Source organism: Clostridium sp. CM036, from assembly GCF_055081135.1.
The window spans coordinates 3,207,291-3,232,888 of sequence record NZ_CM143652.1; the positions used below are offsets into that span (position 1 = coordinate 3,207,291).

General features: G+C 31.1%; 25 protein-coding genes and 1 pseudogene. 19 read left to right on the forward strand and 7 right to left on the reverse strand.

Translation table 11 applies throughout. The annotated features are described in order from the left end of the window. Both wecB and ACWJKE_RS15205 read left to right on the forward strand, forming a co-directional pair. A complete protein-coding gene (gene wecB, locus ACWJKE_RS15200; RefSeq protein ID WP_290441251.1) occupies positions 1 to 1,149 on the forward strand; it encodes a non-hydrolyzing UDP-N-acetylglucosamine 2-epimerase in 1,149 nt (382 codons plus the stop codon). 89 nt (positions 1,150 to 1,238) lie between these two features. Beyond that, a complete protein-coding gene (locus ACWJKE_RS15205) occupies positions 1,239 to 1,739 on the forward strand; it encodes a VanZ family protein (RefSeq protein ID WP_462958935.1) in 501 nt (166 codons plus the stop codon). Between the two features lie 119 nt (positions 1,740 to 1,858). Here the strand turns inward: ACWJKE_RS15205 and ACWJKE_RS15210 are convergent, their stop codons facing one another. The 6 genes from ACWJKE_RS15210 to ACWJKE_RS15235 form a co-directional block, all read right to left on the reverse strand. Continuing rightward, a complete protein-coding gene (locus ACWJKE_RS15210; RefSeq protein WP_165413849.1) occupies positions 1,859 to 2,095 on the reverse strand; it encodes a DUF2922 domain-containing protein in 237 nt (78 codons plus the stop codon). Between the two features lie 55 nt (positions 2,096 to 2,150). After that, the gene (locus ACWJKE_RS15215) at positions 2,151 to 2,375 is read right to left on the reverse strand and encodes a DUF1659 domain-containing protein (protein ID WP_216303881.1); all 225 of its coding nucleotides are present in this window, start codon (positions 2,373 to 2,375) and stop codon (positions 2,151 to 2,153) included. Between the two features lie 201 nt (positions 2,376 to 2,576). Then, positions 2,577 to 2,705, reverse strand: coding sequence for a YvrJ family protein (locus ACWJKE_RS15220; RefSeq protein WP_462958936.1), 129 nt, complete (start codon positions 2,703 to 2,705; stop codon positions 2,577 to 2,579). Positions 2,706 to 2,779: 74 nt separating this feature from the next. Beyond that, the gene (gene ltrA, locus ACWJKE_RS15225; protein ID WP_253198314.1) at positions 2,780 to 4,615 is read right to left on the reverse strand and encodes a group II intron reverse transcriptase/maturase; all 1,836 of its coding nucleotides are present in this window, start codon (positions 4,613 to 4,615) and stop codon (positions 2,780 to 2,782) included. Positions 4,616 to 5,537: 922 nt separating this feature from the next. Further along, the gene (locus tag ACWJKE_RS15230; RefSeq protein ID WP_220319832.1) at positions 5,538 to 5,774 is read right to left on the reverse strand and encodes a DUF2922 domain-containing protein; all 237 of its coding nucleotides are present in this window, start codon (positions 5,772 to 5,774) and stop codon (positions 5,538 to 5,540) included. Between the two features lie 55 nt (positions 5,775 to 5,829). Next, positions 5,830 to 6,054 (reverse strand): DUF1659 domain-containing protein, encoded by a 225-nt coding sequence (locus ACWJKE_RS15235; protein WP_216303881.1) that lies wholly within the window; start codon positions 6,052 to 6,054, stop codon positions 5,830 to 5,832. Between the two features lie 644 nt (positions 6,055 to 6,698). On the opposite strand from ACWJKE_RS15235, the gene ACWJKE_RS15240 reads away from it, so the two are divergent. The 10 genes from ACWJKE_RS15240 (at position 6,699) to ACWJKE_RS15285 (ending at position 15,191) form a co-directional block, all read left to right on the forward strand. Then, a complete protein-coding gene (locus tag ACWJKE_RS15240) occupies positions 6,699 to 7,367 on the forward strand; it encodes a sugar transferase (RefSeq protein WP_220319833.1) in 669 nt (222 codons plus the stop codon). A 35-nt stretch (positions 7,368 to 7,402) separates the two neighbouring features. After that, entirely contained in the window at positions 7,403 to 8,317 is a 915-nt protein-coding gene (gene rfbA, locus ACWJKE_RS15245; RefSeq protein ID WP_220319834.1) for a glucose-1-phosphate thymidylyltransferase RfbA, read from the forward strand. 4 nt (positions 8,318 to 8,321) lie between these two features. Further along, positions 8,322 to 9,377: a dTDP-glucose 4,6-dehydratase gene (gene rfbB / locus ACWJKE_RS15250; RefSeq protein ID WP_220319835.1), complete on the forward strand. Its 1,056-nt coding sequence runs from the start codon at positions 8,322 to 8,324 to the stop codon at positions 9,375 to 9,377. A 12-nt stretch (positions 9,378 to 9,389) separates the two neighbouring features. Next, positions 9,390 to 9,947: a dTDP-4-dehydrorhamnose 3,5-epimerase gene (gene rfbC / locus ACWJKE_RS15255; protein ID WP_462958937.1), complete on the forward strand. Its 558-nt coding sequence runs from the start codon at positions 9,390 to 9,392 to the stop codon at positions 9,945 to 9,947. Between the two features lie 25 nt (positions 9,948 to 9,972). Next, positions 9,973 to 11,325 carry a UDP-glucose dehydrogenase family protein gene (locus tag ACWJKE_RS15260; protein ID WP_220319837.1) on the forward strand — a complete coding sequence of 451 codons (1,353 nt, stop codon included), beginning with the start codon at positions 9,973 to 9,975 and terminating at the stop codon, positions 11,323 to 11,325. Between the two features lie 16 nt (positions 11,326 to 11,341). After that, positions 11,342 to 11,800, forward strand: a complete 459-nt coding sequence (gene pssD / locus ACWJKE_RS15265; RefSeq protein WP_220319838.1) for a PssD/Cps14F family polysaccharide biosynthesis glycosyltransferase — start codon at positions 11,342 to 11,344, stop codon at positions 11,798 to 11,800. Further along, on the forward strand, positions 11,797 to 12,285 hold the full coding sequence (gene pssE / locus ACWJKE_RS15270; protein WP_220319839.1) for a PssE/Cps14G family polysaccharide biosynthesis glycosyltransferase: 489 nt from the start codon (positions 11,797 to 11,799) through the stop codon (positions 12,283 to 12,285). Before pssD ends, pssE begins: the two co-directional genes overlap by 4 nt. Positions 12,286 to 12,557: 272 nt before the next feature. Then, a complete protein-coding gene (locus ACWJKE_RS15275; protein WP_220319840.1) occupies positions 12,558 to 13,646 on the forward strand; it encodes a glycosyltransferase family 1 protein in 1,089 nt (362 codons plus the stop codon). A 24-nt stretch (positions 13,647 to 13,670) separates the two neighbouring features. Then, positions 13,671 to 14,228, forward strand: coding sequence for a serine O-acetyltransferase (locus tag ACWJKE_RS15280; protein ID WP_165413864.1), 558 nt, complete (start codon positions 13,671 to 13,673; stop codon positions 14,226 to 14,228). A gap of 51 nt (positions 14,229 to 14,279) precedes the next feature. Next, positions 14,280 to 15,191, forward strand: a complete 912-nt coding sequence (locus tag ACWJKE_RS15285; RefSeq protein ID WP_220319841.1) for a glycosyltransferase family 2 protein — start codon at positions 14,280 to 14,282, stop codon at positions 15,189 to 15,191. A gap of 72 nt (positions 15,192 to 15,263) precedes the next feature. On the opposite strand, the pseudogene ACWJKE_RS15290 reads toward ACWJKE_RS15285, so the two are convergent. Continuing rightward, positions 15,264 to 15,449: pseudogene (locus tag ACWJKE_RS15290) on the reverse strand (IS110 family RNA-guided transposase); the annotation flags it as partial. Positions 15,450 to 16,216: 767 nt separating this feature from the next. Between ACWJKE_RS15290 and ACWJKE_RS15295 the strand changes: the two are divergent. The 7 genes from ACWJKE_RS15295 to ACWJKE_RS15325 all read left to right on the forward strand — a co-directional run bounded on the left by ACWJKE_RS15295 (position 16,217) and on the right by ACWJKE_RS15325 (position 25,475). Next, positions 16,217 to 17,524 carry a glycosyltransferase family protein gene (locus ACWJKE_RS15295; RefSeq protein WP_220319842.1) on the forward strand — a complete coding sequence of 436 codons (1,308 nt, stop codon included), beginning with the start codon at positions 16,217 to 16,219 and terminating at the stop codon, positions 17,522 to 17,524. A 240-nt stretch (positions 17,525 to 17,764) separates the two neighbouring features. Next, positions 17,765 to 19,126: a hypothetical protein gene (locus tag ACWJKE_RS15300; RefSeq protein WP_220319843.1), complete on the forward strand. Its 1,362-nt coding sequence runs from the start codon at positions 17,765 to 17,767 to the stop codon at positions 19,124 to 19,126. A 440-nt stretch (positions 19,127 to 19,566) separates the two neighbouring features. Beyond that, on the forward strand, positions 19,567 to 20,688 hold the full coding sequence (locus tag ACWJKE_RS15305; RefSeq protein ID WP_220319844.1) for a polysaccharide pyruvyl transferase family protein: 1,122 nt from the start codon (positions 19,567 to 19,569) through the stop codon (positions 20,686 to 20,688). 196 nt (positions 20,689 to 20,884) lie between these two features. Then, a complete protein-coding gene (locus tag ACWJKE_RS15310) occupies positions 20,885 to 22,396 on the forward strand; it encodes a polysaccharide biosynthesis protein (RefSeq protein WP_462958938.1) in 1,512 nt (503 codons plus the stop codon). Beyond that, complete coding sequence (locus ACWJKE_RS15315) at positions 22,396 to 23,586, forward strand: Coenzyme F420 hydrogenase/dehydrogenase, beta subunit C-terminal domain (RefSeq protein ID WP_220319846.1); 1,191 nt, start codon at positions 22,396 to 22,398, stop codon at positions 23,584 to 23,586. Before ACWJKE_RS15310 ends, ACWJKE_RS15315 begins: the two co-directional genes overlap by 1 nt. 446 nt (positions 23,587 to 24,032) lie before the next feature. Continuing rightward, positions 24,033 to 24,944 carry a UTP--glucose-1-phosphate uridylyltransferase GalU gene (gene galU, locus ACWJKE_RS15320; protein ID WP_220319847.1) on the forward strand — a complete coding sequence of 304 codons (912 nt, stop codon included), beginning with the start codon at positions 24,033 to 24,035 and terminating at the stop codon, positions 24,942 to 24,944. A gap of 90 nt (positions 24,945 to 25,034) precedes the next feature. Next, on the forward strand, positions 25,035 to 25,475 hold the full coding sequence (locus ACWJKE_RS15325; protein WP_220319848.1) for a VanZ family protein: 441 nt from the start codon (positions 25,035 to 25,037) through the stop codon (positions 25,473 to 25,475). Positions 25,476 to 25,598: the final 123 nt, after the last annotated feature.

Sequence of the window (25,598 nt, forward strand, 5' to 3'; positions counted from 1 at the left end):
TTGAATAAAATCAAAATATTAAGTATATTTGGGACGAGACCAGAAGCTGTCAAGATGGCACCGCTGGTTAAAGAATTAGAAAGATACTCTGAAATAGAAAGCTACGTGTGTGTGACAGCTCAGCATAGAGAGATGCTTGATCAAGTGTTGGAAATATTTGATATAAAACCAGATTATGACTTAGATATTATGAAACAAAGGCAAACGTTAACTACAATAACCAGCGATGCGCTTAATGGATTAAATGAAGTTATCCTAGAACTTAAACCAGAAATTGTTCTGGTTCATGGTGATACTTCAACAACTTTTGCAGGAGCATTAGCAGCATTTTATAACAAAGTGCCCGTAGGTCATGTTGAAGCTGGACTTAGAACTTTTGATAAGTATTCACCATTTCCAGAGGAAATGAATAGAAAACTAACTGGGAGTATAGCTGAGATGCATTTTGCACCTACAAAAACAAATAAGTTAAATCTGTTAAGTGAAGGCATTAATAAGGATATTTATTTAACAGGAAATACTGTTATTGATGCAATCAAACATACTGTAAGAAAAGACTATAAATTTAAAAATAGAATACTTAAAAAAATTGATTTTAATTCAAGTAAATATATTGTTGTTACGGCTCATAGACGAGAAAATCTCGGAGAACCTTTAGAAAATATCTGCAATGCTATCAAAAGATTAGCTGAAGATCATAGAGATGTATCATTTATTTATCCTGTTCATTTGAATCCAGCAGTTAGAGAAACTGTTAATTCGATTATTGGAAATAAGGAGAGAATTTATTTGATTGATCCAATTGATGTTCAAGACATGCATAACTTGATAGATAGAAGCTATATGGTTATGACGGACTCAGGAGGTTTACAAGAAGAAGCTCCAGCTTTAGGGAAACCAGTATTAGTTTTAAGGACAGAGACCGAAAGACCAGAGGCTTCTGAAGCTGGTACTGTTAAATTAGCTGGAATTATTGAAGATGATATCTATAATATGGCCAATGAGTTAATTGTAAATAAAGCAGAATATCAAAAAATGGCTAAAGCTATTAATCCATATGGAGATGGAAGAGCATCGGAGAGAATAGTGGCAGCGATACTTTATAGATTTGGATTAGGAGTTAAGTCGGAAGAGTTTTGCGAATATTAAATTCATAGCTGCTATTAAATGTTAAAATTAGAAAGATTATATTAAAATATGATATAATATATTTTATTGGAAGATTGGATGGTGGTATATTGAGAAAACTAAGTATTGTATTATGCTTATTATGGATGGGATTAATATTTTATAATTCTTCTAAACCTAGTTCATTATCAAATTTGCGAAGTTATGAGATTGTTCAATCTATAAGAAACAATAAGAATGCTTTAGAGGGTAAAAATAATTTAACTAAGGCGAAACCCAGTGTGTTACCCAAAAGTTCAAGAGATAAAAAAATAAATATACTTATTAGAAAAAATGCACATGCAATTGAGTATGCTATATTAGCAGTGTTTGTTGCAAATTTTTTATTTTTATTTGGACTTAAAGGACGGGATGCGTTATTTTGTATAATGTTTATATGTTTATTTTATGCAGTAACTGATGAATACCATCAAATGTTTGTTCTAGGTAGGGGCTCATCAGTAAGCGATGTGTTAATAGACTTCGGAGGTTCTTTAATAGGCTTGGGATTTTTTTATCTAGCATATTATAAGATATATGCTAGATATTCGATTAAAAAAAACGCTCACTGAAGTTTTTTTATAGTATGGAACTCTAACCTATGGAACAAGCAAAAAAGCACCTATAGATCAAGCACTTTTTTCAAAGTGTCTGTTCTATAGATACCAGTTTAGTGCGAGAAACTATCTTTCTAAGCTACTTCAATTTCATTAGTATCAGTAGTAACTACTTTAGCATCTTTCTTGCCTGTTAAGCTACCACTCGCTGATGCAAAAATGTTCTTTGCAATAACTAAATCCATAAGAGCATTTACCTCAGCTTCTTTTATAGTTGGAACTCCCTCTTCGTCAGCTTTAATGTCATCTACGGTTAAAGTAAAATATTTACCTTCTATTGATGTTAAAAATCTCATAACTAATTTATGCATATGTCTTTTCCTCCTTTTAATTGTTTAATTTAACTCTAAATTTTAAGTTGAAAAACTATTCCATAACCAAGCTAAATTGGTCTTGTCTGTCTAGTGTAAATAATGGATAAGTTTTAATGTTAGATATAGCTTTTCCTATTGCAAAAATGTCCTCATCCACTGCAGTAACTTTTAAATTACCTAGTGTTTTTGTTGCGAATTTGTCATTACCATCGATATCAACCCCTACTTTCATAGTGAGTTTTAGTGCGCTTGATACCTTTGTAGATACAACTGCCATGTTGATCACTCCTTCCTTTTATTTTGCTTTCACTAAATATATATGCTGCTCCGAAATTTTGTGCGGAGTTTTGAAAAATTTATATTACAATATGGCAATCTATTATATGACACCACAATATCTTAAAGTTTGTTATGAACAGGGAGAAATTTTAGAGTAGTAGAAATAAAAAAATAAGAATACCAATCTATAATGGTACCCTTATTTTTCATATTTTCCTATAACGGTGGATATAACTATAGTTAAACCCGCGATAGATTTATTGAGATCCTCAATTTTCTTCTCAAATCTAACCAATAGGAATAGGTAAGGCTTTGAGATTATCTCCACCTTTTCCCCTCCTTCACACCGTGCATGAGATTTTCAAGCTCACACGGCGTTCCAACATTTTGTATTTTATTCTATTAAATAACTGAATTTCCTACTAACTTTCTTAGAGAATTAATGTATTTCAATCCTTTAGCATTCAAATCCAACTCATTCACATATTTATTAATTGTTTCCACTGTTGAACAGTGGACTAATTTATGTGCTTCATGACTTAACCACACTAGATTCTTATATTCATCTGTACCATTATCACTTTTCTGTTTTTTATGATGGCACTCCATGTTACCTATTATCAGTCTTTTACCCGTTACATAGCAATTACCCTTTTGTCCAATCATTAGGGATATACGATTATCATTAAACTCAACACTATTTTTAATATCTATATTTATCAAAAGATACTTAATAAGAGTATTAAATCCTTTTAGTTTACTATGTATTAGCTCCCTTCCTTTTGGGGTATAATTACAGATGCTCTGAGTAAGGCTTGTGGCATTTTTGGTCCTCACAAAACTTATAGGGAAGATTGTCACATCTCTAATTGAATGGGTTTTACCTTTGTAATCTCCATATAATTTTTCATAACTTTTGGATTTTTTATGCTTATTACTCATTAACCCTCTTAGTCTTATATTCAAGGTTTTTCTTACTAAGAAATTTATTTCACCAAAATCTATACTAACCCTCGTTGCTATTTTATAGTAGTTATGGATACCTAGTATTATTGCATTTAATTTACATACTTCTTTAGGTGTCGGTTTTTTCTGTATTTTTCTTATTTGCTTTTTTAACTTATTTATAGTATTGATTTTTGCTTTATCACACATGTTACTTTGACAAACAAATTTCTTGTTCTTTGGTTTAACCATTAACTTAAAGCCTAAAAACTCTGTATGATTTTTTCTAAGATTGGTTATTTTAGATTTTTCCATACTTATGTCTAATCCTAATCTTTTTTTAAGCCATTTCTTAGTTGCAATAAAAATGATTTGTGCAGTTTTTATGTCCTTACAAAAAATCTTAAAATCATCCGCATATCTCACTAGCCAAAGTTCCTTTAGTTTAGTGGTTCTCATTGCCGTATATTTATGACTAACATCTATTTGACCGGATTTTCTATAACTTCTGTAGTCATGAGAAGTTTCAAATGTTTCCCATTGAGAACTTATCCACCAATCTAATTCATTCAACACAATATTGGATAGTAATGGACTAATAATCCCGCCTTGAGGCGTTCCTTTATATGGAATACCTATACCTTCTATCTTTGATTTAAGGATTTTTTCCACTATGCTTAATAAATTTTTATCTTGTATTCCCAAATTCCACATTTGCTTTTTTAATTTGCTATGATTAACATTATCAAAGAAACCGCTAATATCTATGTCAACCACATAATGTAATTTACATTGGTTCATCAAGAACATACTTCTAGCTATCGCATGTTGGGTTGACCTATTCGGTCTAAATCCATAACTATGATTGTGGAATTTAACTTCGCATATTGGTTCTAATACTTGTTTTATACATTGCTGAATTATTCTATCATCAATACAAGGTATTCCTAGTGGTCTTGTTTTTCCATTAGCTTTTGGAATCTCAACTCTTCTTACACTCTTAGGTTGATAGTTATTGAACTTATCTTGAATATGTTTTACATATTTTTCTATACCCATATTCTTGATATAATCAATGTTTAGTTTATCAGTACCAGCAGTTATAGATCCTTTGTTTTTCTTAACGTTTCTATAGGCTAATAAAATATTTTGCTCAGATGCTATATATTGCATCAACTTAGTAAATTTTTTACCTTTACTACTATCTTCATATAAGCTATCGAATGTGTTTTGCATAGTGTAGTACTCATTATTTCTTAGTATCTGTCTTTTCTCTAGAATGCTTTCCTTCAAGTCTACTACTTCCTCCTTTGTATAAATACAAATTTAGGTTCATATCTCTTAGTCTTACCCGAACCTTGAATTATTCAGTATTTAATTTTCAAATAACAAATTGTCTAGTGCCTATCCCTCCACCCCTTATTATCAAGGTTTTATCGGTACTGTGGCACCACTTTACTGAGATAAAAATAAGTTGTACAGCTTTATGCTGTTTTCCTTATTACTACTTCAAAGACGGTAAAATCTCCGTATTCTCAGCTTACCTTGTTCCATTATCATTATCTTTGCATATATCCTTAGGTCATTGGATTAAGCCTATAAGCTTGATAGTGCCTTTAACACTATAAGGATTTTCATAACCTATAATTTTACTAGTCCTCACTTATCCCACTGTAGTGGTATACCCAGTTATGAGTATTCATATTTTAGACCTGTACATTCCCAATTTTGTCAGATACTTAGTATCATACTAACCATAGATATTTTATAGACCCCCGGCCTATTTAGTACTCGACCACCTCTGGTTCGCTATTCCTCAACATCCTATCGGATTTGTTAGGGTACTATCTCAGCCGACTTCAACGAGCTTTTAACCCTTTAGTATTCACCTACTAAAACGCTAATCGTAGTTTTAGGGAGGCATTTCAAGGCGTTACCCTATCATTCTACCTATCATGATAATAGTTCTAATTTATTTCTAAATTAGGCTAGTTTTGTTCTGAACCCTCGCTCAGTATTGTCTAGCAACAAGTCGCACATAGATATATACTCACACTTATAGGGAAGCCAACTGTATTAACCAGTTTAATAAATGCATCATACATAGTGCATTACCTCCCTCACCGCTATAGATAATATATATGCTTTATCTAATTGTTTTCTATAGGTTTCTTAAATATATTTGTAAGCTTTTTCACCTCAGGTGATAATTTTACTATGCTACTTCAATTTCATTAGTATCAGTAGTAACTACTTTAGCATCTTTCTTGCCTGTTAAGCTGCCACTGGCTGATGCAAAAATGTTCTTTGCAATAACTAGATCCATAAGAGCATTTACCTCAGCTTCTTTTATAGTTGGCACTCCCTTTTCATCAGCTTTAATGTCATCTACGGTTAAAGTGAAATATTTACCTTCTATTGATGTTAAAAATCTCATAACTAATTTATGCATATGTCTTTTCCTCCTTTTAATTATTTAATTTAACTCTAAATTTTAAGTAGAAAAACTATTCCATAACTAAGCTAAATTGGTCTTGTCTGTCTAGTGTAAATAATGGATAAGTTTTAATGTTAGATATAGCTTTTCCTATTGCAAAAATGTCCTCATCCACTGCAGTAACTTTTAAATTACCTAGTGTTTTTGTTGCGAATTTGTCGTTACCATCGATATCAACCCCTACTTTCATAGTGAGTTTTAGTGCGCTTGATACCTTTGTAGATACAACTGCCATGTTGATCACTCCTTCCTTTTATTTTGTTTTCACTAAATATATATGCTGCCCTGAAATTTTGTGCGGAGTTTTGAAAATTTATATAAAAGAGCTAAGAAAGGACAAGGTAACAACGTTTTAGGATGAATCTATAAGAGAGCTAATAAGAATGCTAGGATTTTATTAAAAGTCTTAGAATTCTTGTTTTATTGTGAAAATAGTGGGGAAAACAGTGTGAATTTTATGGTATAATCAATTATGTGGTTAAATTAGATTTAAATGTATAAAATTGTATGTTAATAGCGGATTTAATCATATAAAAGAAATGCTAATAAATTAACCGTTTTTTTACAAGATATAAAGTGAAAGGATTATAAAATAATGTATAAAGTCGATAGATGTAATATGGGAAACCATTGATATATAACACTTTAAAGGTGATTGTATTTTTCAAAAACTGTAAAATAAGTAATGATTTGATGTATTTCGGAGTATGCGAACAGTAAATCAATGAAGTGGTGAGTTTAAAATTTGACATAAAACTTACAAAGTTATACAATAAGACACGGACATTTTGTAGAAATTGGAAGAATTCTAATTGGCAATTTGCGTGTTATTTGGGGAGATAGAAATTTTGGGAAAATAAAATGGGGGTGGGAACATAAATGCAAGAATTAGAAAGAAATTCAAAAGTTACACAGGCGGAGATTGTCCGCGAGTATGACAAAAACATAGGATATTTTATAATTAAAAGAATAATTGATATTATAGGTGCTTTATGTGGGGTAATACTTCTAAGCCCGGTGATGATTATTGTTGGCATTTGGATAAAACTCGATTCAAAGGGACCTATTTTTTTTGCTCAGGATAGAGTTGGACAAGATGGTACGCAATTTAAAATGTATAAGTTTAGATCTATGTGCATGGATGCAGAATGTCTTTTGGAGAAGCTCAAAACAAAAAATGAAATGTCAGGACCTATGTTTAAGATGAAAGAAGATCCAAGAGTAACTAAAATAGGAAGCTTTATAAGAAAGACAAGTATAGATGAGTTACCTCAGCTATTTAATATATTAAAGGGAGACATGTCACTTGTTGGACCAAGACCAAGCCTGCCAAAAGAAGTTACACAGTTTACATCTTTCCAAAAACTAAGGTTAATTGCAAAGCCAGGGTTAACCTGCTATTGGCAGGTTAGGGGTAGAAGTGATATTAGCTTTAAAGAGTGGATGGAAATGGATGTTGAGTATATAGAAGAAAGAAATACATGGATAGATATAAGTCTTATCTTCAAAACGGTGGGAGTGCTGTTTGGGGATGAGGGGGCAAGGTAATTAAAAATAAAGATTAAGTAAGGGGGATGAACAATATGAAAGGTATTATTTTAGCTGGCGGATCAGGAACAAGACTGTATCCTGTAACTAAATCAGTATCAAAACAGATATTGCCTGTATATGATAAACCGATGATATACTATCCATTATCAGTTTTAATGCTTGCGGGGATTAAGGATATATTAATAATATCAACTCCAAGAGATACTGCAGGTTTTGAAGAGCTATTAGGTAATGGAAGTCAAATAGGGATTAATATACAATATGCAATTCAAAAAGAGCCAAGAGGACTTGCAGAAGCGTTTATAATAGGAGAAGAATTTATAGGAACTGATAAAGTAGCTTTAGTACTTGGGGATAATATATTCTATGGATATGGTTTTTCAGAAAGACTTAAAAAAGCTGTTGAAAGAGAAGAAGCTACTATATTTGGATACCACGTAAGTAACCCAAAGGAATTTGGAGTAGTTGAATTCGATGAAAACAATAATGTTATATCTATAGAAGAAAAACCACAGAAGCCAAAGTCGAATTATGCTGTGCCAGGGCTGTATTTCTACGACAATGATGTAGTGGAAATAGCTAAGGGCGTTAAGCCATCAGGCAGAGGAGAAATTGAAATAACAGCAGTGAACAATGAATATTTAAAAAGAGGAAAATTAAAGGTGGAATTATTCGGAAGAGGAATGGCTTGGCTGGACACAGGGACACATAGATCATTATTAGATGCAGCAAATTTTGTTGAAGCTATTCAAACAAGACAAGGTCTATATGTAGCATGTATTGAAGAAATCGCTTATAGAAAAGGATATATTAATGAAGAACAATTGGAGGAACTAGCTGAGCCACTTATGAAAACTGAATATGGACAATATTTATATAATATAATTGATTCAGAAAAAGATAGTATGTCATCGAAACAAGTTGCAGCAACATTGGAAGGGGAATAAAGAGATGAAGACTTATTTAGTTACTGGTGGAGCTGGATTTATCGGTTCAAATTTTGTAATATGTATGTTAAATAAATACTCAAATATAAAAATAATAAATTTAGATAAACTTACATACGCGGGAAACCTAGAAAGTTTAAAAAGTATTGAAACCAACCCAAATTATATATTTATTCAAGGAGATATATGTGATAAGGACATAGTGAATGATTTATTTGGAAAATATGATATAGATTATGTAGTGCATTTTGCAGCAGAGTCTCATGTTGATAGAAGTATAAAAGAACCAGAACTATTTGCTATGACTAATATAATAGGTACAGTAAATCTTTTAAATGCAGCTAAGAATGTATGGGAGACAAAGGAAGGCTGGATACAAGGAAAAAAATATCTTCAAGTATCCACAGATGAAGTATATGGATCACTAGGAGATACAGGATATTTTATGGAAACAACACCATTAGATCCTCATAGCCCATATTCATCAAGTAAAACAGGTGCTGATTTAATGGTCAAAGCATACGCGGATACATTTAAAATGCCAATTAATATAACTAGATGTTCAAATAACTATGGTTCATACCAATTTCCAGAGAAACTAATACCACTTTTAATTAACAATTGTTTAAATCATAAAGATTTACCAGTGTACGGTGAAGGATTAAACGTAAGAGATTGGTTATACGTTGAAGATCATTGCAAAGCAATAGATATGGTTATTAATAATGGAAGACTTGGAGAAGTTTATAACGTTGGTGGACATAATGAGAGAACAAATATGCAGATAGTTAAAACAGTTATAAAATATATAAATGAAAATGTAGATGGTGAAGTAACTGAGAACTTAATAAAACATGTAGAGGATAGAAAAGGTCATGACATGCGGTATGGAATAGATCCGACTAAAATAAAAGAAGAATTAGGGTGGTATCCAGAAACTACATTTGAAGTTGGAATAGAAAAAACTATAAAATGGTATTTGGATAATACTTCATGGATGAATAATATTACATCTGGAGATTATCAGAAATATTATAATGAAATGTATTTAAAAAAATAGGAGGTAATGTACATGGGTAAATTTAAATTTGAGAAAACCTCCATTGAAGGAGTGTATAATATAGAGCCAATGGTTTTCGGTGACCAAAGGGGTTATTTTATGGAAACTTATAACTATGAAGAATTCAAGGAAGCTGGACTTGATATGGTTTTTGTTCAAGATAACCAGTCTAAATCAAAGAAAGGGGTTCTTAGAGGGTTACACTTTCAGACTCAGTATTCACAAGGAAAACTTGTACGAGTTATAAAAGGTGAAGTTTTTGATGTGGCAGTAGATGTAAGAGCTAATTCAAAAACCTATGGCCAATGGGTTTCAGCATTATTGACAGAAGAGAATAAAAAACAGTTTTATGTTCCAGAAGGTTTTGCTCATGGATTCTTAGTATTATCTGAGTCAGCAGAGTTCGTGTACAAATGTACTCAACTTTATCACCCAGAAATTGAAGGATCTATTGCTTGGAATGATTTAGACATTAATATAAAATGGCCACTGGATGGCATAGATGAAGTGTTACTTTCTGATAAAGATAAGTTAGCGAAAACACTAAAGGAATGTAAAATAAAGATTTAAAGTAAGTGTGAAAGAGGAGATAAACATGAAAATTGTAGTAGCAGGAACAGGATATGTTGGATTAGTTACAGGTGTGTGTTTATCACATTTAGGCTTAAATGTAACATGTGTTGATACAAATAAAGAGAAGATAGAATTAATGAAGCAAGGCACATCTCCAATATATGAACCCGGATTAGAGGAACTACTTAAAAAAAATTATGAAGAAGGCAGATTGAAATTTACGACTGATTATAAATCGGCATATAAAGAGGCAGATGTAGTCTTTATTGGAGTAGGCACCCCAGAAAGAGAGGATGGTTCCGCTAACTTGGATTATGTATATGCTGTTGCAGAGCAAATAGCGCAAAATGTAGAGAAGGATTGTTTGGTTGTTGTTAAGTCTACAGTTCCAATAGGAACTAATGATAAAATAGAAGAATTTTTAGAGGAACATTTGAGAAATGATGTTCACATAGAAGTTGCTTCTAATCCAGAGTTTTTAGCTCAAGGGACAGCAGTTAAAGATACACTGTATGCTAATAGAATAGTAATAGGTGTTGAATCAGATGTGGCTAGGGATACTTTGAAAGAAGTGTATAAGAGATATAATCAACCTATAATTGTGACCAATAGAAGAAGTGCAGAAATGATAAAGTATGCATCAAATGACTTTCTAGCATTAAAGATATCATTTGTAAATGAAATAGCAAATTTCTGCGAAATTGTTGGTGCAGATATAGAGGATGTAACAAAAGGGATGTCTTATGACCCAAGAATAGGGGATAAATTCTTAAATGCAGGACTTGGGTATGGAGGATCTTGTTTTCCAAAAGACACAAAGGCACTTCATTGGTTAGCTAATGATAATGAATATGAGTTAAAAACTATAAAGGCAACAATAGAGGTAAATGAAAATCAAAAATACAAGTTATTTAGAAAAGCTAAACAAAGATTTGGAAGCTTAAAAGGAATGAAAGTGGCAGTTTTAGGGCTAACATTTAAACCTGGAACAGATGATTTGAGGGAAGCACCATCTATACCTAATATAAGAAGACTATTGGAAGAAGGCGCAGAAATTGTGGCATATGATCCAGTAGGAGAAGAAAACTTTAAAAAACTATTTCCAACTGAAATCACATATGTAAAAACTCCAGAAGATACTTTAAAAGATGCAGACGTAGCATTTATATTTACAGAATGGAATGAAATTAAATCTTTAGATTTAAATATATATGTAGAATTAATGAATACTCCAGTGATATTTGATGGCAGAAACTGTTACAAAATATCAGATGTAGAAAAAGGACAAATAGAGTATCATTCAATAGGGAGAAAAGAAATATTAAATTTGAATAATACTGCATTAGAAGAGGTTGCAGCTGGTTATAGAAGTTAGGGAGTTGAATCTAAATATGAAAAAAATATGTTTTGCTGCATCTTCAGGTGGTCATTTTGAACAATTGATGATGCTTAAGCCACTTATGGGAAAATACGAAAGCTTTATACTAACGGAAGAAACCCAATATGCCACTTCAAAAGATGAAATAGAACAATACTATTTAAAACAAATTAATCGTAAAGAATTTAATATGATATTTAAGTTTATTGTAAACACAATATTATCTCTAATAATATTCATTAAAAAGAGACCAGATATAGTTGTATCAACTGGTGTATTAGCCACTATACCAATGTGTATGATAGCAAAAATATTTGGGAAAAAGCTTATATATATAGAGTCATTTGCAAAGATAAACTCACCTACATTAACAGGAAAACTACTTTATAAGTATGCAGATCAGTTTTATATACAGTGGGAAGAGTTAAGAGCGTTTTATCCAAATGCTATATATAAGGGGGGTATATATTGATATTTATAACATTGGGTTCGCAGAAGTTTCAATTCAATAGATTATTAATAGAAGTAGATAGATTAGTAGAGCAAGGCGATATAACTGAAGAAGTATTTGCACAAATAGGATATAGTGATTACAAACCCAAAAACTATAAATTTAAGGAGTTTCTAGATAGGGATGAATTTCCGGACTATATGGAAAAGAGTGATATAGTAATAACGCATGGAGGTACAGGAGCAATTATAGGTGCGGTAAAGAAAAATAAGAAAGTGATAGCTGTACCAAGGTTAAAAGAATATGACGAACATGTTGATAATCATCAAGAAGAAATTATAAGTGAATTTGTTGAAATGAATTATATAATTGGGATATCTGATATAAAAGAATTAGATTGCACACTTAATAAAATAAATAAATGTAAGTTTAACAATTATAAATCTAATACTAAAAACATCTTAGAATCAATTGAAAGTTTTATTAAAAGCGAGTGTCAATATTGATAAGAGTAAAAATTACAGTTTTATAAATTCATTAAAAATACTATATATAAAAATGACATATTATCTTCCTAATAACCTAGTAACTCATTAGATTAGTTTAGAGCAGAAAAGAAAATTTTAAATTTAAAATATCCGAAAACTTATTGAGGAAAAGAAATTGATTTTAACGAATGGTCTAATAGATTTAAGCTTATATGAATAGTACTTTAATATAAAAATGTATTAATAAGCTGGTATGGTTTATTATTGTATTTGAGGAGCGGTAGATAAAAATGAATCAAATAAGAGTGTTAGTTGTTACCACGACATACTTAGGGTATGATGGAATTACGAGCGTAATTATGAATTATTATCGTAATATTGATAGGTCAAAAGTTCAATTTGATTTTGCGTTAGGACATGGAGCCGAAGAGTGGGTGAAGGAAGAAATTGAAAAACTAGGAGGCGAAATCTATGAGCTTCCTTCAAGAAAAAAGAAAACTTTTAGATATATTAAAGAATTAAAAAGACTAATTGATAAAAATAATTACAAAATTGTCCACGCACATGGAAATAGTGGAACCTTATACTTTGATATACACGCTGCTAAGTGTGCTAAAGTACCAGTAAGAATAGCGCATTGCCATAACAGTACTTGTAACAATAAAGTAGTTCATTATTTATTAAAATTATTTTTAAATAATGAAACCACAATTGCTTTGGCATGTTCTAAGTTAGCTGGAGATTGGCTTTACAATAAGCCATACACAATACTTAATAACGGTATACAAATTGAAAAATTCATATTTAATAATTCTATTAGAGAAGAGTATAGGAAAAAACTTGGGATTACAGACAATTTTGTATTAGGACATATAGGACATTTTTCATATCAAAAAAACCATGAGTTTTTATTGGATGTTTTTTTTGAAGTACATAAAATGAATCCAAAGGCTAAATTAATGCTTGTTGGAGATGGTAATTTGCGTGCGGATATTGATAAGAAAATTAATGACTTGGGACTAGATAAGGATGTATTGATATTAGGGAAAAGGAAGGATGTTTCACAACTTATACATGCAATGGATGTATTTGTATTTCCATCTAGATTTGAGGGGTTGCCAGTTGTGTTAGTTGAAGTGCAAGCTTCAGGGCTGCATTGTATTGTAGCAGATACTGTGACACAGGAAGCTCAAATTACAGGGAAAGTGGAATATATTTCACTAGATAAAACTCCATTATATTGGGCGGAACAAATAATAAAATATAAAGACACTTATAAAAGAGATAATGCGTGTGAAGTATTTTTAGAATCAGAGTACAACATAGAAAATGAGGCTAAAAGATTGCAGGAGATTTATTTGTTAAATTCGGGTAGGTAATTGTTTTAAAATGGGGGGCGACTAATGTCTAAAATTATAGAAGATATACAAGCATGTTCAAAGGGATCTAAAGTTAAATTTATTAAAACAATCTTTCTTAATAGTAATTTCCATTGTGTTTTACTATATCGAATTTCCCATTTTTTATATAAAATCCATATCCCGATTATTCCTCCAATAATCAAATTTATTAATAAGGTTATTTATAGTGTAGATATTGATTATCGGGCAGATTTAGCAGGTGGGTTTGTATTAATACATGGAATAGGAGTAGTTATAGGTGCAGCTGTTAAAACATTAGGTCCTGTTAAGGTATACCAAGGTGTTACTCTGGGAGGAAACAATTTCAAGGAAAGAATTATAAATGGTGAACTAATAGTACAGCCATTAATTTATGGGAATGTCATACTATATGCCAATGCATGTGTTTTCGGACCAGTAATTGTGGGAAAAAACACTATAATTGGGGCTGGAACAATAATTAAAAAAGATGTTCCACCTAATATGAAAGTATTTAGTAAACAAGAGATTTTGACTATTTCTTTAGATAAAGAAATGCGTGGTATGAAAAATACAGATTGATTTATCAGAAGAAAAATAATCACAATATAAAAATTAAGGTGAGTGAGTTTGATGAATAGTATTACGATTTTATTATCGACGTATAATGGTGAGGAATTTCTTGAAGAGCAATTAAATAGCATCGCTAATCAGACTTTTGCAGGTAAAATTAAATTATTGGTACGAGATGATGGCTCATCAGATTCAACATTGAGTATTTTAAAAAAATGGAAGTGCAAATTATCCTTAACAATAATTAAAGGTGCAAATAAGGGGGTTGTAAAAAGTTTTTCGGAATTAATTTCAATTGCTCCTGAATCTGATTATTATGCATTTTGTGATCAAGATGATATATGGAATAAAGATAAAATTGAAAGTGCAGTTAATTCTTTAGAAAAGCAAAAATCACAATTAAGCCCTTTGCTTTATTTCTCAAATGCTCTAGTAGTAGATGAAAATTTAAAATCTTTAAATTATAATGTACATACTAAAGTTCCCGGTGTTTGCTTATCAAAAGTAATGGTATGCAATCCATCATTAGGGTGTACTATGGTGTTTAATAGACCAGCACTGGATGCGATTAGAGAAGCTAATATAACTAAGTCACCTATGCACGATAAAACAATGTTAATTATTTGTATTTTAACAGGGAATGTTGTTTATGACCATACATCTAGAATGTTGTACCGACAGCATAGAAATAATGTTATGGGGCGCCAAAATGGTTTTACAAAACGAATGAAACAAGCATTTAGATTATGGGTTAAAGCTGATGGTTGCTCGATGGCTGGATATGCTGAAGAAATTTTGAAGAATATGTGTGGATTAATTGAGCAAGATGATAGAAAAATATTAGAGGATTTTGCAAATTATAAAAAAGATTGGAGATGTAGATTTAAGCTCATTTTTAGCTCTTCAACTGTTACCGAAAAGCGTAATATAAATCGTTCGTTTAAAATTCGTGTTTTGCTAGGTTTGGCATAACATATAGACAAGCGAAATAAAGTCAACCATAAATTTTTAAAAGTAGTTATTTTTTATAGTACAACAAAAAGACTATTTCAAAATACGTACAATGGGGAATTTAGAAAATCTTAACTGGTAAGCTTCTTGGTAGTATTTGAGTAAAACAGGGGTTATAGGCTCTCCATTTCTTTTGCTTCTTATAGATACTAAAGCAACTGAATAGGGTGCTTTTCTACCAAAACGAGTTACACGGTTAGACATTTTAACTCTGTCGCCTTTGAATTTTCCAGATTCATTGACCGCTGGATCAACACCAAAGAAAGCGACAAGTTGATTAGGCTATAATAATTTATTAATATCACCGATCTCAGTAGATATGGTTAAAGCTGTGATATATCCAATGCCTCCGAGAGACATTAATAACTCAACATCTTCATTACCGTAGGTGGAAGAGCATCGCTGACAATGAAATTTTTAATTTCATTGTCAATAGCTACATATAGTGATATACAAGTTGTTATAGATATTGAAAGGCTTTCTAAACTGGATTCCGATGGGACAAAGGATTGAAGTGAAAGAAAATACTGAATCAACATAAATCTAATAACTGTACTATTTAAATATTTATAATAAATATCTCCTTTTATTAAAATTGAGGTAGAGTAGAGAGGCCGCTTCTATCAGTTAGTTTGCAACCTTGCTAGTGACACGGGTAATTTCAAGACAGGAAACGCAACCAGCTAAAACACAAAATACTCACTGATGGGACAATACGATATTTTATGAGTAGGTAAAAAAATACCTCTCAGGAGGAAAACATCTATCTTCTCTATTCATGAGATATTATAGCATTGTAAAATAGCAATGGTAGGTTTCCAAATGGAATCTAAGGAATAAAAAATCAAAAGCAAAGGTAAGCATGAAAATAAGGAATGAATAAAAATAAAATTAACGTTAACAAAGATAAGTAAAGAATTTATTCGTTATATTTATGAGTGTTTTCTTATTAAACTTATAACTAGATTATACAAGGGGAGATAAAGGTGGATAAAGGTGAATACATAATTGCAATTTCACACTCGAATTATTTAATTAAACCAACTGGCACAGAAAAGGCTATGCGAGAAATAGCTGATGTGCTGATAGAGAAAGATATTCACATGCTACAAATATTTTCTTTTTTTAATAAACTAACAAGGATGGTAAAAAGAAAACAATATATTGGTGTTAATTTTGATGAAAAATTTATGGGGATTTATTGTCTTGATGACCTACCTAATATTTTGTATAAACTAAATTTAGAACAAGGTATGAGGCCGATTGGAGTGCATATACATCATTTATTAAATTATATTTTAGAGGATTTAGGGGTTATGCTTAATAAACTTAATTTACCAAGTACAATTTTTATACATGATTATTATACAATATGTAAGAGTGTAAATTTAATAGATAGCACCGGTGAATTTTGTGGCTTTAACTTTCCTAGTTATGAAAAATGTAAGTATTGTAAAAAATATTGTGTTTCAAAAGATCATATTTCCTCACTGAAGAATTTTTTGAACAAAATTTGGGAGCATACTGCTTCAATTGTTATTCCATCCCAATATGTATATGCCAACTGGATAGCGTTATATCCAGAATATATAGATAAAGCACTAGTAAGGAGTCATATGCTATATCAAGGCGAATACGAGTACAAAAGACAATGCAATGATTCCCAAAAGATTAGGGTTGCATTTATTGGAGGGCAACTTATTAATAAGGGATATATACAGTGGAAGCATTTTGTTAAAGAATTAGGAACTCTTACTGAGGATTATAACTTTTATTATTTAGGTACAGGCGAAGAAAAGTTAGAAAATGTAACTAATGTAAGCATTTCAACCATTGAAAATGGTAGTAATGCAATGGTAGATGCACTTAGGTACTATGAGATTGATTATGTAGTGCTATGGTCAATTTGTGCTGAGACATATAGCTATGTGTATTTTGAAGCATCGATGGCAGGGACATGTATAATTACTAATCCTAACAGTGGTAATATTGCGACGATGATAACGGAAAAAGGTAATGGGGTTATTTTTAATTCAATTGATAATGTAATAGCGTCTTTTGTAGAAATTAATAAGACAAAGCAGCACTTGATTAATTTCAAGTTAGGAAATAAATTTAAACCCTTATATTCTTCAAAGAATCCTAGTTTAAAGGGTTTAGTATTTGAACACGAAAATTCGTTTAAAGTAGCTTTTGGAAATAAGAACCCTGCGAAAAAGCATTTTGCTACGTATATTTATATAAAAAAGAATCCGAAAGTGCAGAAGGAACAAAGGAATGTAAATAAAGGTTAGGATGTTTTTATAATATTTAATATGGCGGAAGAGATAACTTGAAGATAGGTATAACAGATAAAATTGACACATGTTTTTTTATCTTATTGATAATAAAACTAAAAAAATATCCTATACATTTTATATTATTAGTCAGTGCTGTGTGTAAAAAGTAAAAAAAATTAGGCAAGAGTAGAGATTGGTAAACAGAAGTATTTTAAATGAATATTAAAGAAATTTTTAGAAGGCGGTAATAGAAGTATGGGTTCTATAGAAAATAGTTTAATTAAAAACAGTAGGTATTATAATCACAAAAACAGTATAATAATGTTTTTAGTTGTAACTCCTTTTGTAGCTTTATCCTGGATAGCTATATATACTTCACAAAACTATATGGGATTGCTTGTGTTCCTTACATTGTTAGCTATCGTGGTAGTATGTACTAGGGACATTTACAGTTTGATATTCTGTATTTTATTTATAGCCATCAACAATCAGTTGTGGCTTGTTGAGTTTAAAATAGCATCAATTTCTCTTTCGATAAAAATAATTAGTTATTTATGTATATTTTTGTGTATTCTTGGGTTGCTATTTGAAAAAAGAATCAGTAGAAATACTAAGGAAATGATTGTCCCATTAAAAGTGTACATAATATGGTTTTTATATATTTGTATAGTAAACTTTATAAAGACAGAAATTAACATGCAACTCATTATATATATATTTTGTTTTTTCTTAATGAGTATCATATTTCAAATTTTAGTGCAATCGGATTTAAAATATGCTAAAACACTTATTTTTGTTTACTTTATATCAATAGGAACATTGGTAGCGATTGGATATATTGAACTTATTGTGGGAAAAACATTTTTTATGTCACAATGGGCACAAGGTGAAAGATATAGGTACGAAATTATGCGGATAGGAAGTACTGTTGCAGATAGTAATTTTATGTGTGCTCTTTTGTTACCAGCTTTTGTATTATTTAAGACTAGGGCTTTCACAAAGGTAATAAATAAGCACATTCTTAAGCTTTCTGAGATATTGATTTTTATTCAAATTATTTTAACCTTGTCACGAACTGGCTTGGTAATACTTGCTATTGTTACAGTTTTAATTATTTTATATAAATACAAATATGTACTATTAATAAGTATACCTATACTGATTGGTTCTGCCGCTTATATTAATAGCTCATTTTCAATTTTATATAATGCTGATACCGGAAGTAATTATGCCAGAGAAGCTATTAATTTGTTGGCGCATAATGTATGGATGAAAAATTTTCTTTTTGGGATAGGCTTTGGGCAGTTTAAAGTTATTTCTGAGAGCTATACAACGAGCAGTGTAGTTAGTTCTTTAAGTACGATGAATACATACAATTTGTTATTGACATCTAGTGGATTGATAGGTTTGTTATTTTATGCAGTCTATATTATTTATTCTATAAGGGATAGTGTCTTTAATTTCTTTAAAGATAAGGAATCAGCATATATTGTTATTGCAGTATTAGCATGGTCATTGATGATTTATACTTTAGATTGCTTTTATATAGTGTTTTTATGGATTATACCTGCTATTATTTTATCAATTAATAGAATAAACAATTATAACGCTAAATAAGAGTATATTTAAAACTTAATAATGATTTTAAGAGCGTATAATAATTCTATAATTAAATTTCTTTTTAAACGATATATATTAAAAAGAAAGTGAGTGCTAGAAATCCAACTGTTGGCATAGAGACATAATAAGTATATCGGAAACATTGCAGCAATGGTTCTTGAATGCAATAAGGGGGTAGTATTAGATAGCGAACAGGCGCTTATAGAATTAATTTGTGACGAAAAAGATTAAGAAAAATAGTAAATGAATTTAAAAGCAGTAAGAATTATGGCCCATTAAATCTTATATAAAATACAGAACTGTTGCAGTTAATTACAAAAGAAAAAGTCAATAATGATTTCAAAATTCAGATTAGAAAAGTAATTTATTTTCATCGTTAAAAGGACATAAGAAAACTTGTTTTCAAATTCACACCAAATTATTAGGAGGTTAAAAAGATGGTTAAGATCGGTATAATAACATATCATTGTGCTTACAATTATGGTGCTGTTCTGCAAGCGTATGCATTGCAGACAAAACTGAATATATTGGGGTATGAGTCAGAAATTATCAATTTTAGATCGAGTTCAATCGTTGATAATTACAAAGAAAGTAGAATCTCAGGAGGAAAGAGGGCTAAGGTATATAAGATTATAAAGCGAAAACAATTGGTGCACGCACAAAGTGTTCGTCGCAAAAGATATGAAGCTTTTGATAGTTTCATTAATAAAGTTTTAAATCTTTCGCCTAGCACGTATTTGACCACTGTTGAATTAGAGAATGACACATTGGATTATAACGTATATATTTGTGGTAGTGATCAGATATGGAATTATAGCTTTAATGGAAATGAAAATGCATATTTTCTATCTTTCGTTAAAGGCAATTCAAAAAAGATTGCTTATGCTCCAAGCTTTGGAATTGAAAAATTACTGGAAGAGGACTGTCATAAAATCAAACCGCTTTTATCTAGTTTTACTGCTATATCATCAAGGGAAGAAAAAGGCATAAAGATATTAAATGAACAGCTTCAATTGGATGCTACGCACGTTCTGGATCCAACGCTATTACTTGAACCAGAGAAATGGGAAAGCTTTGCATCAAAATACAAAAATGACTTAAAACAAAAGTATATATTCGTGTATATAATAGGAAGTCCAGAAATAGCACTTAAGAAAATATCTGAATTTGCGAAAAAAGAAGATTTACATATTAAATATGTTGGAATCGGATCATTATTGCAACCTAACGGGTCACCAATTATTGATAAAAGCGATATTGGACCAGAGGAATTCATAGAGTTATTGATGGGCGCTGAATATGTATGCACAAATTCTTTTCACGGAATGGCGTTATCAATTTCATTAAATAAGAAGTTTGCAATCATGTTTAATGATACATTGAATACTAGGATGGAAAGTCTATTAAAAATGTGTAGGCTTGAAGAGCAGAAGTATGACACGCAAAACACGCTACAAAAAGAGCATTTTGAAAAGATTGATTTTGAATTTGCTAATAATGTGATTGAACAAGAAAGAAAAAAGTCTATTAAATTTTTAATAGAAGCTATTAAAGAATAGAATTAGGATTATTTATAGTCTTATCTGAATTAGTTTTGTTGTTGCTTAATCGGCGAGAAATCAAAGGTGCAATGTTTAATATTCTAGTAAGATGTGGTATATATTATTAACGATATACATAAACAGGAAATTATCGCTCGCCATCATAGGGAATCGACCCTGATGTGGAGTAAAATAAAAATGATTGTAGGGATAAATGATGAATCGTACAAAAAAGTTTTTCTATAATTCAATATCAACCGCTTTTTATCAAGTAGTGCTTATGATCGCAGGTTTTATCACCCCCTTTATAATGCTTAAGTTCTATGGATCAGAGATTAATGGATTAGTGTCATCAATAAATCAGTTTATTGTTTATTTTAACTTGGTGGAAGCTGGGCTTTCAGGAGCAGCTATATATGCGTTATATAAACCTTTAGCAGATGGTGACAATAAAGCTATAAACGGAGTAGTATCAGCAGCAAAGAAGTTCTATACACAATCGGGTTACATATTTATATCATTAACGATTGGTTTAGCTGTAATATATCCAATGTTTGTGAATTCGAATGCTGTAACACCACTTAATGTTGGGATTTTGGTTTTAATTTTGGGGGTAAATGGTTCTTTAGAGTTCTTTACTCTTTCAAAATATAGGGTGTTGTTATCGGCAGATCAAAGAACTTATGTTGTATCCTTGGCTTCGATAGTTCATATTATTTTTAATACACTTATTATTGTTGTATTAGCAAATCAAAGAGTTGACATAGTAGTTTTGCGCTTTGCGGCATTGTTTTCAATATTTTTAAGATCTTTTATTTTGATGTTTTATGTAAAAGCAAAATATAAGTTTATAAACTATAAGGAGGAACCAAATTTTGCTGCTTTAAATAAGAGATGGGATGCCTTGTATTTACAGATTTTAGGGGCGATGCAAATTGGAGCTCCGGTTATAATACTAACAATAGTCACCAAAAATTTGAAATTAGTAAGTGTTTACACGATTTTCAATATGGTTTTAGCTGGATTAAATGGAATATTAAACATTTTTATAAGCGGGTTATCCGCATCATTTGGTGATGTTATCGCTAGAGGTGAAGAAAGAACTTTGCAGAAGGTTTATGGAGAATTTGAATTTTGTTACTATAGCCTGATAACTGTAATTTATTCAACTGCATTCATAACAATTATGCCTTTTATTAGAATTTATACTAGTGGAGTAACTGATAGTAATTATGATTTGCCATTGATTGGATTTTTGTTCGTTTTAAATGGGCTTTTATATAATATCAAAACACCACAGGGCATGCTTGTCATTTCAGCAGGGATGTTCAAAGAGACGAAGTTACAGACGACAATACAGGGCGCAATTGCTGTAATCATAGGCATTATTTTAGTTCCGTTCTTAGGTATAGCAGGAGTGCTAATAGGATCAATTCTATCAAATATCTATAGAGATGTTGATTTGCTATTCTTTATTCCAAGAAATGTTACAAAACTACCAATAAGAGAAACCGCGTATAGAATTATTAGAATTTTTGTGTGTACAGTAGTTATATGGTTACCATTTTTATTTATCAAACTTAATCCGTTTAGTTATATATCGTGGTTTGCGACTGCTACTGTGATAGCCATATATGCTTGTTTAGTGGTTGCGTTAACAGGGTTTATATTTGAACGCCATGCTCTTATGAGTATATCCAAGAGAATAAAGGGGATGCTTGGGTAATGATAACAGTATTTGATAAAAAGCAAGATTGTTGTGGATGTACAGCTTGTAAAAGCAGCTGTCCAACACAAGCTATAAAAATGAAGGCTGATGAAGAAGGGTTTTTATATCCTGAAGTTAACCAAAAATTATGTGTAGATTGTAAACTTTGCAGAAAGGTATGTCCTCTTCAAAATCAAATTAATGTTCAGGATAGATTTACAGAGCCTTTAGTATATGCACTCAAGCATAAATCAGACAATGTTAGAATGACCAGTGCATCGGGTGGTGCGTACACCGCTATTTCTGATTATGCGTTAAGTACATCATGCACTCTTTATGGAGTAGAATTTAGTGGAGAATTTATAGTTCAACACAAAGGGGCAATAACTGAAGCTGGACGGAATAAGTTTAAAGGATCAAAATATGTGCAAAGTAATTTAGGAGAAACATTTAAACAAGTATATGAAGATTTAGCAACTAATAAAGCAGTATTTTTTTCAGGGACACCATGCGAAGTAGCAGGATTAAGAAAATATATGGAAATATCAAAGGTGAAAACAGATAAATTAATCCTAAATGACATCATTTGTCATGGGACACCCAGCCCTTTACTTTGGAAGAAATATCTAAACTTTATTCAGAAGAAGAAGAAGTTAAAATCATATACTTTTAGAGCTAAAGAAAAAGGTTGGCATGGATGCAATGTTAAAGCTGAATTTGAAAATGGTAAAAGCAAAATAAACACTCCGGATGTGAAAATTTATGCAAATATATTCGAATCTAATTTAGCATTACGGCAATCCTGTTATCATTGTAGATTTTCTAATTTACACCGGCCATCTGATATTACGATAGGGGACTTCTGGGGTATAGAAAAGAGTCTTCCGGAGCTCGATGATGACAAAGGTATTTCTTTAATTTTTGTAAATACTCCTAAAGGGCAATCTATATTTAATCATATGAAGAATAAGATAGATTTTGTGCAGAGCAATACTAACGACTGTCTACAACCAAATTTGGAGAGGCCTACTAAATGCCCGGAGAATCGTGAACAGTTCTGGGACGACTATTATAAATTTGGGTTTATTTATATTGCAAAAAAATATGCCAACTTTAGTTTAAATGCAAGAATAAAAAGAGCTGCAGTAATATTACTAAAAAAATTCGGCTTGTTTCAATTTATAAAGAATTTAGTAAAAAGAAAATAACCAATATAACCTTCTGAAGATATCTTTAGCAAACAGAAGGTGTGCAATATACCTCCCAATATGCAACAGGGTCGTGTCAGATACTTAAAAAAAGGGAGTTATGCGAAAATGGTACATTTAATGGGGATTAAGTATAGGAAAATTTAAATTGGGAAAATTAACAGATTGGGGAAAGAATATAAAAAAAACTTGGAGACATCATAGGGTAACGGCCCAAATTCATTGAAGTGGCAAGAAAACTTGTAGATTATGAAATGAAAGCTGGAATTACAGAACGAAGAGCAGGAGATAGAAATACTTATTACTTATAGCGACAAAGCTAAGAATGAATTAGGATTGAAGCATAAATATAATTCACTAGGGACTATCATAAGAATAGCGTGCAAATGTGCAAAATCTTCAAATGGGTGTGAAAAACAACTTACAGAAAAAAGGAGATATGTTATATGAAAGTTAAAAAAGCTGTTATACCAGCAGCCGGACTTGGGACAAGGTTTTTACCTGCGACAAAGGCACTACCTAAAGAAATGTTACCTATAGTTGATAAACCTACAATGCAATATATTATAGAGGAAGCTGTTGCTGCAGGTATAGAAGAAATATTAATTATTACAGGAAGAAATAAAAAGTCTATTGAAGATCACTTTGATAAATCAGTAGAATTAGAATTAGAATTAGAAAATAAACACAAAGATGACATGCTTAAGCAGGTTAGAGATATATCAAACATGGTAAATATACACTTTATAAGACAAAAGGAACCTAAAGGACTTGGACATGCTATAAATTGTGCTAGAACCTTTGTAGGCAATGAACCTTTTGCTGTTATGTTAGGTGATGATATAGTTGATGCTAAGACTCCATGTTTAAAGCAACTTATAGATTGTTTTGAAGATAAGCAAACAACAATCTTAGGGGTTCAAGAAGTCGCTAGGGGAAATGTCGATAAATATGGAATAGTTGATGGAATTCAAGTTAGTGATAGAGTATACAAGGTAAATAACCTTGTTGAAAAACCACAGGTGGAGGTAGCACCATCAAATGTAGCTATACTTGGTAGATACATAATAACTCCAGAGATATTTGATATATTAGATAACACGAAACCTGGTAAAGGTGGGGAAATTCAGCTAACGGATGCTCTAAAGACATTAATTTCACAGCAAGATATGTATGCATACGTATTTGAAGGAAGAAGATATGATGTAGGGGATAAATTAGGGTTTCTAGAGGCAACAGTAGAGTTTGCTTTAAAAAGAGATAATTTAAAAGTCCCATTCATGAAGTACCTTCAAACTTTAAAGCATAATGATAACTTTAATGATTTATACGAAGAAATAGCTTGTAGTAATGAATAGTAGTTAGTGAGAGAAATTGGGTCACTTGATGGCCCGCTATGGCAATGGATATGTGCAGGGATGATTAGTGGTTTGAGAGGGAGTAACAAAATGCATAGAATTTTATCTTTGATAGCTGTTATTCTTTGGGTGGCTCTTATTTTTAAGTTGTCATTCCAGCGAGGACAGCATTCAGGTAATCTAAGCTCGGGAATAATAAAGATTGGTATAAAAGCAATAAAGAAAGTTAATCATAATACTAAAATTAGTAATGTAAAATTTGATTACTTAGTAAGAAAAAATGCCCACTTCTTTGTTTGTTTAGTTCTTGGAATACAAATGATAAATGCATTAATAAGAAATAGTGTAGAAGGAATACAGAGTTTAGTATTTGCATTACTTATTTGTATCCTTTATGCCATAAGTGATGAAGTGCACCAAGTTTTTGTGCCTGGCGGGGGAGCTCATGTTAAGGATGTCATTATTGATAGTGCTGGGGCTGCTATGGGACTAGAGATCTATCTAATAAAAAATAAAATAAATACCCGTTAGGCTATAATTTTTATAATGTGACCTATTGAGTAGGCATTGATATGCTCCCCTTAAAGTGAATTGAACCCTAAAAGTTGAACAAAATATTTGAACAAAATATTTCATGTATGGGACTAGTAGTTT

Bases quoted from the DNA above. Each gene is read 5' to 3' on its own strand.
- ACWJKE_RS15210 (WP_165413849.1), bottom strand. From the start codon at position 2,095: ATGCATAAATTAGTTATGAGATTTTTAACATCAATAGAAGGTAAATAT.
- ACWJKE_RS15215 (WP_216303881.1), bottom strand. From the start codon at position 2,375: ATGGCAGTTGTATCTACAAAGGTATCAAGCGCACTAAAACTCACTATG.
- ACWJKE_RS15230 (WP_220319832.1), bottom strand. From the start codon at position 5,774: ATGCATAAATTAGTTATGAGATTTTTAACATCAATAGAAGGTAAATAT.
- ACWJKE_RS15235 (WP_216303881.1), bottom strand. From the start codon at position 6,054: ATGGCAGTTGTATCTACAAAGGTATCAAGCGCACTAAAACTCACTATG.
- ACWJKE_RS15240 (WP_220319833.1), top strand. From the start codon at position 6,699: ATGCAAGAATTAGAAAGAAATTCAAAAGTTACACAGGCGGAGATTGTC.
- rfbA (WP_220319834.1), top strand. From the start codon at position 7,403: ATGAAAGGTATTATTTTAGCTGGCGGATCAGGAACAAGACTGTATCCT.
- rfbB (WP_220319835.1), top strand. From the start codon at position 8,322: ATGAAGACTTATTTAGTTACTGGTGGAGCTGGATTTATCGGTTCAAAT.
- rfbC (WP_462958937.1), top strand. From the start codon at position 9,390: ATGGGTAAATTTAAATTTGAGAAAACCTCCATTGAAGGAGTGTATAAT.
- ACWJKE_RS15260 (WP_220319837.1), top strand. From the start codon at position 9,973: ATGAAAATTGTAGTAGCAGGAACAGGATATGTTGGATTAGTTACAGGT.
- pssD (WP_220319838.1), top strand. From the start codon at position 11,342: ATGAAAAAAATATGTTTTGCTGCATCTTCAGGTGGTCATTTTGAACAA.
- ACWJKE_RS15275 (WP_220319840.1), top strand. From the start codon at position 12,558: ATGAATCAAATAAGAGTGTTAGTTGTTACCACGACATACTTAGGGTAT.
- ACWJKE_RS15280 (WP_165413864.1), top strand. From the start codon at position 13,671: ATGTCTAAAATTATAGAAGATATACAAGCATGTTCAAAGGGATCTAAA.
- ACWJKE_RS15285 (WP_220319841.1), top strand. From the start codon at position 14,280: ATGAATAGTATTACGATTTTATTATCGACGTATAATGGTGAGGAATTT.
- ACWJKE_RS15300 (WP_220319843.1), top strand. From the start codon at position 17,765: ATGGGTTCTATAGAAAATAGTTTAATTAAAAACAGTAGGTATTATAAT.
- ACWJKE_RS15305 (WP_220319844.1), top strand. From the start codon at position 19,567: ATGGTTAAGATCGGTATAATAACATATCATTGTGCTTACAATTATGGT.
- ACWJKE_RS15310 (WP_462958938.1), top strand. From the start codon at position 20,885: ATGATGAATCGTACAAAAAAGTTTTTCTATAATTCAATATCAACCGCT.
- ACWJKE_RS15315 (WP_220319846.1), top strand. From the start codon at position 22,396: ATGATAACAGTATTTGATAAAAAGCAAGATTGTTGTGGATGTACAGCT.
- galU (WP_220319847.1), top strand. From the start codon at position 24,033: ATGAAAGTTAAAAAAGCTGTTATACCAGCAGCCGGACTTGGGACAAGG.
- ACWJKE_RS15325 (WP_220319848.1), top strand. From the start codon at position 25,035: ATGCATAGAATTTTATCTTTGATAGCTGTTATTCTTTGGGTGGCTCTT.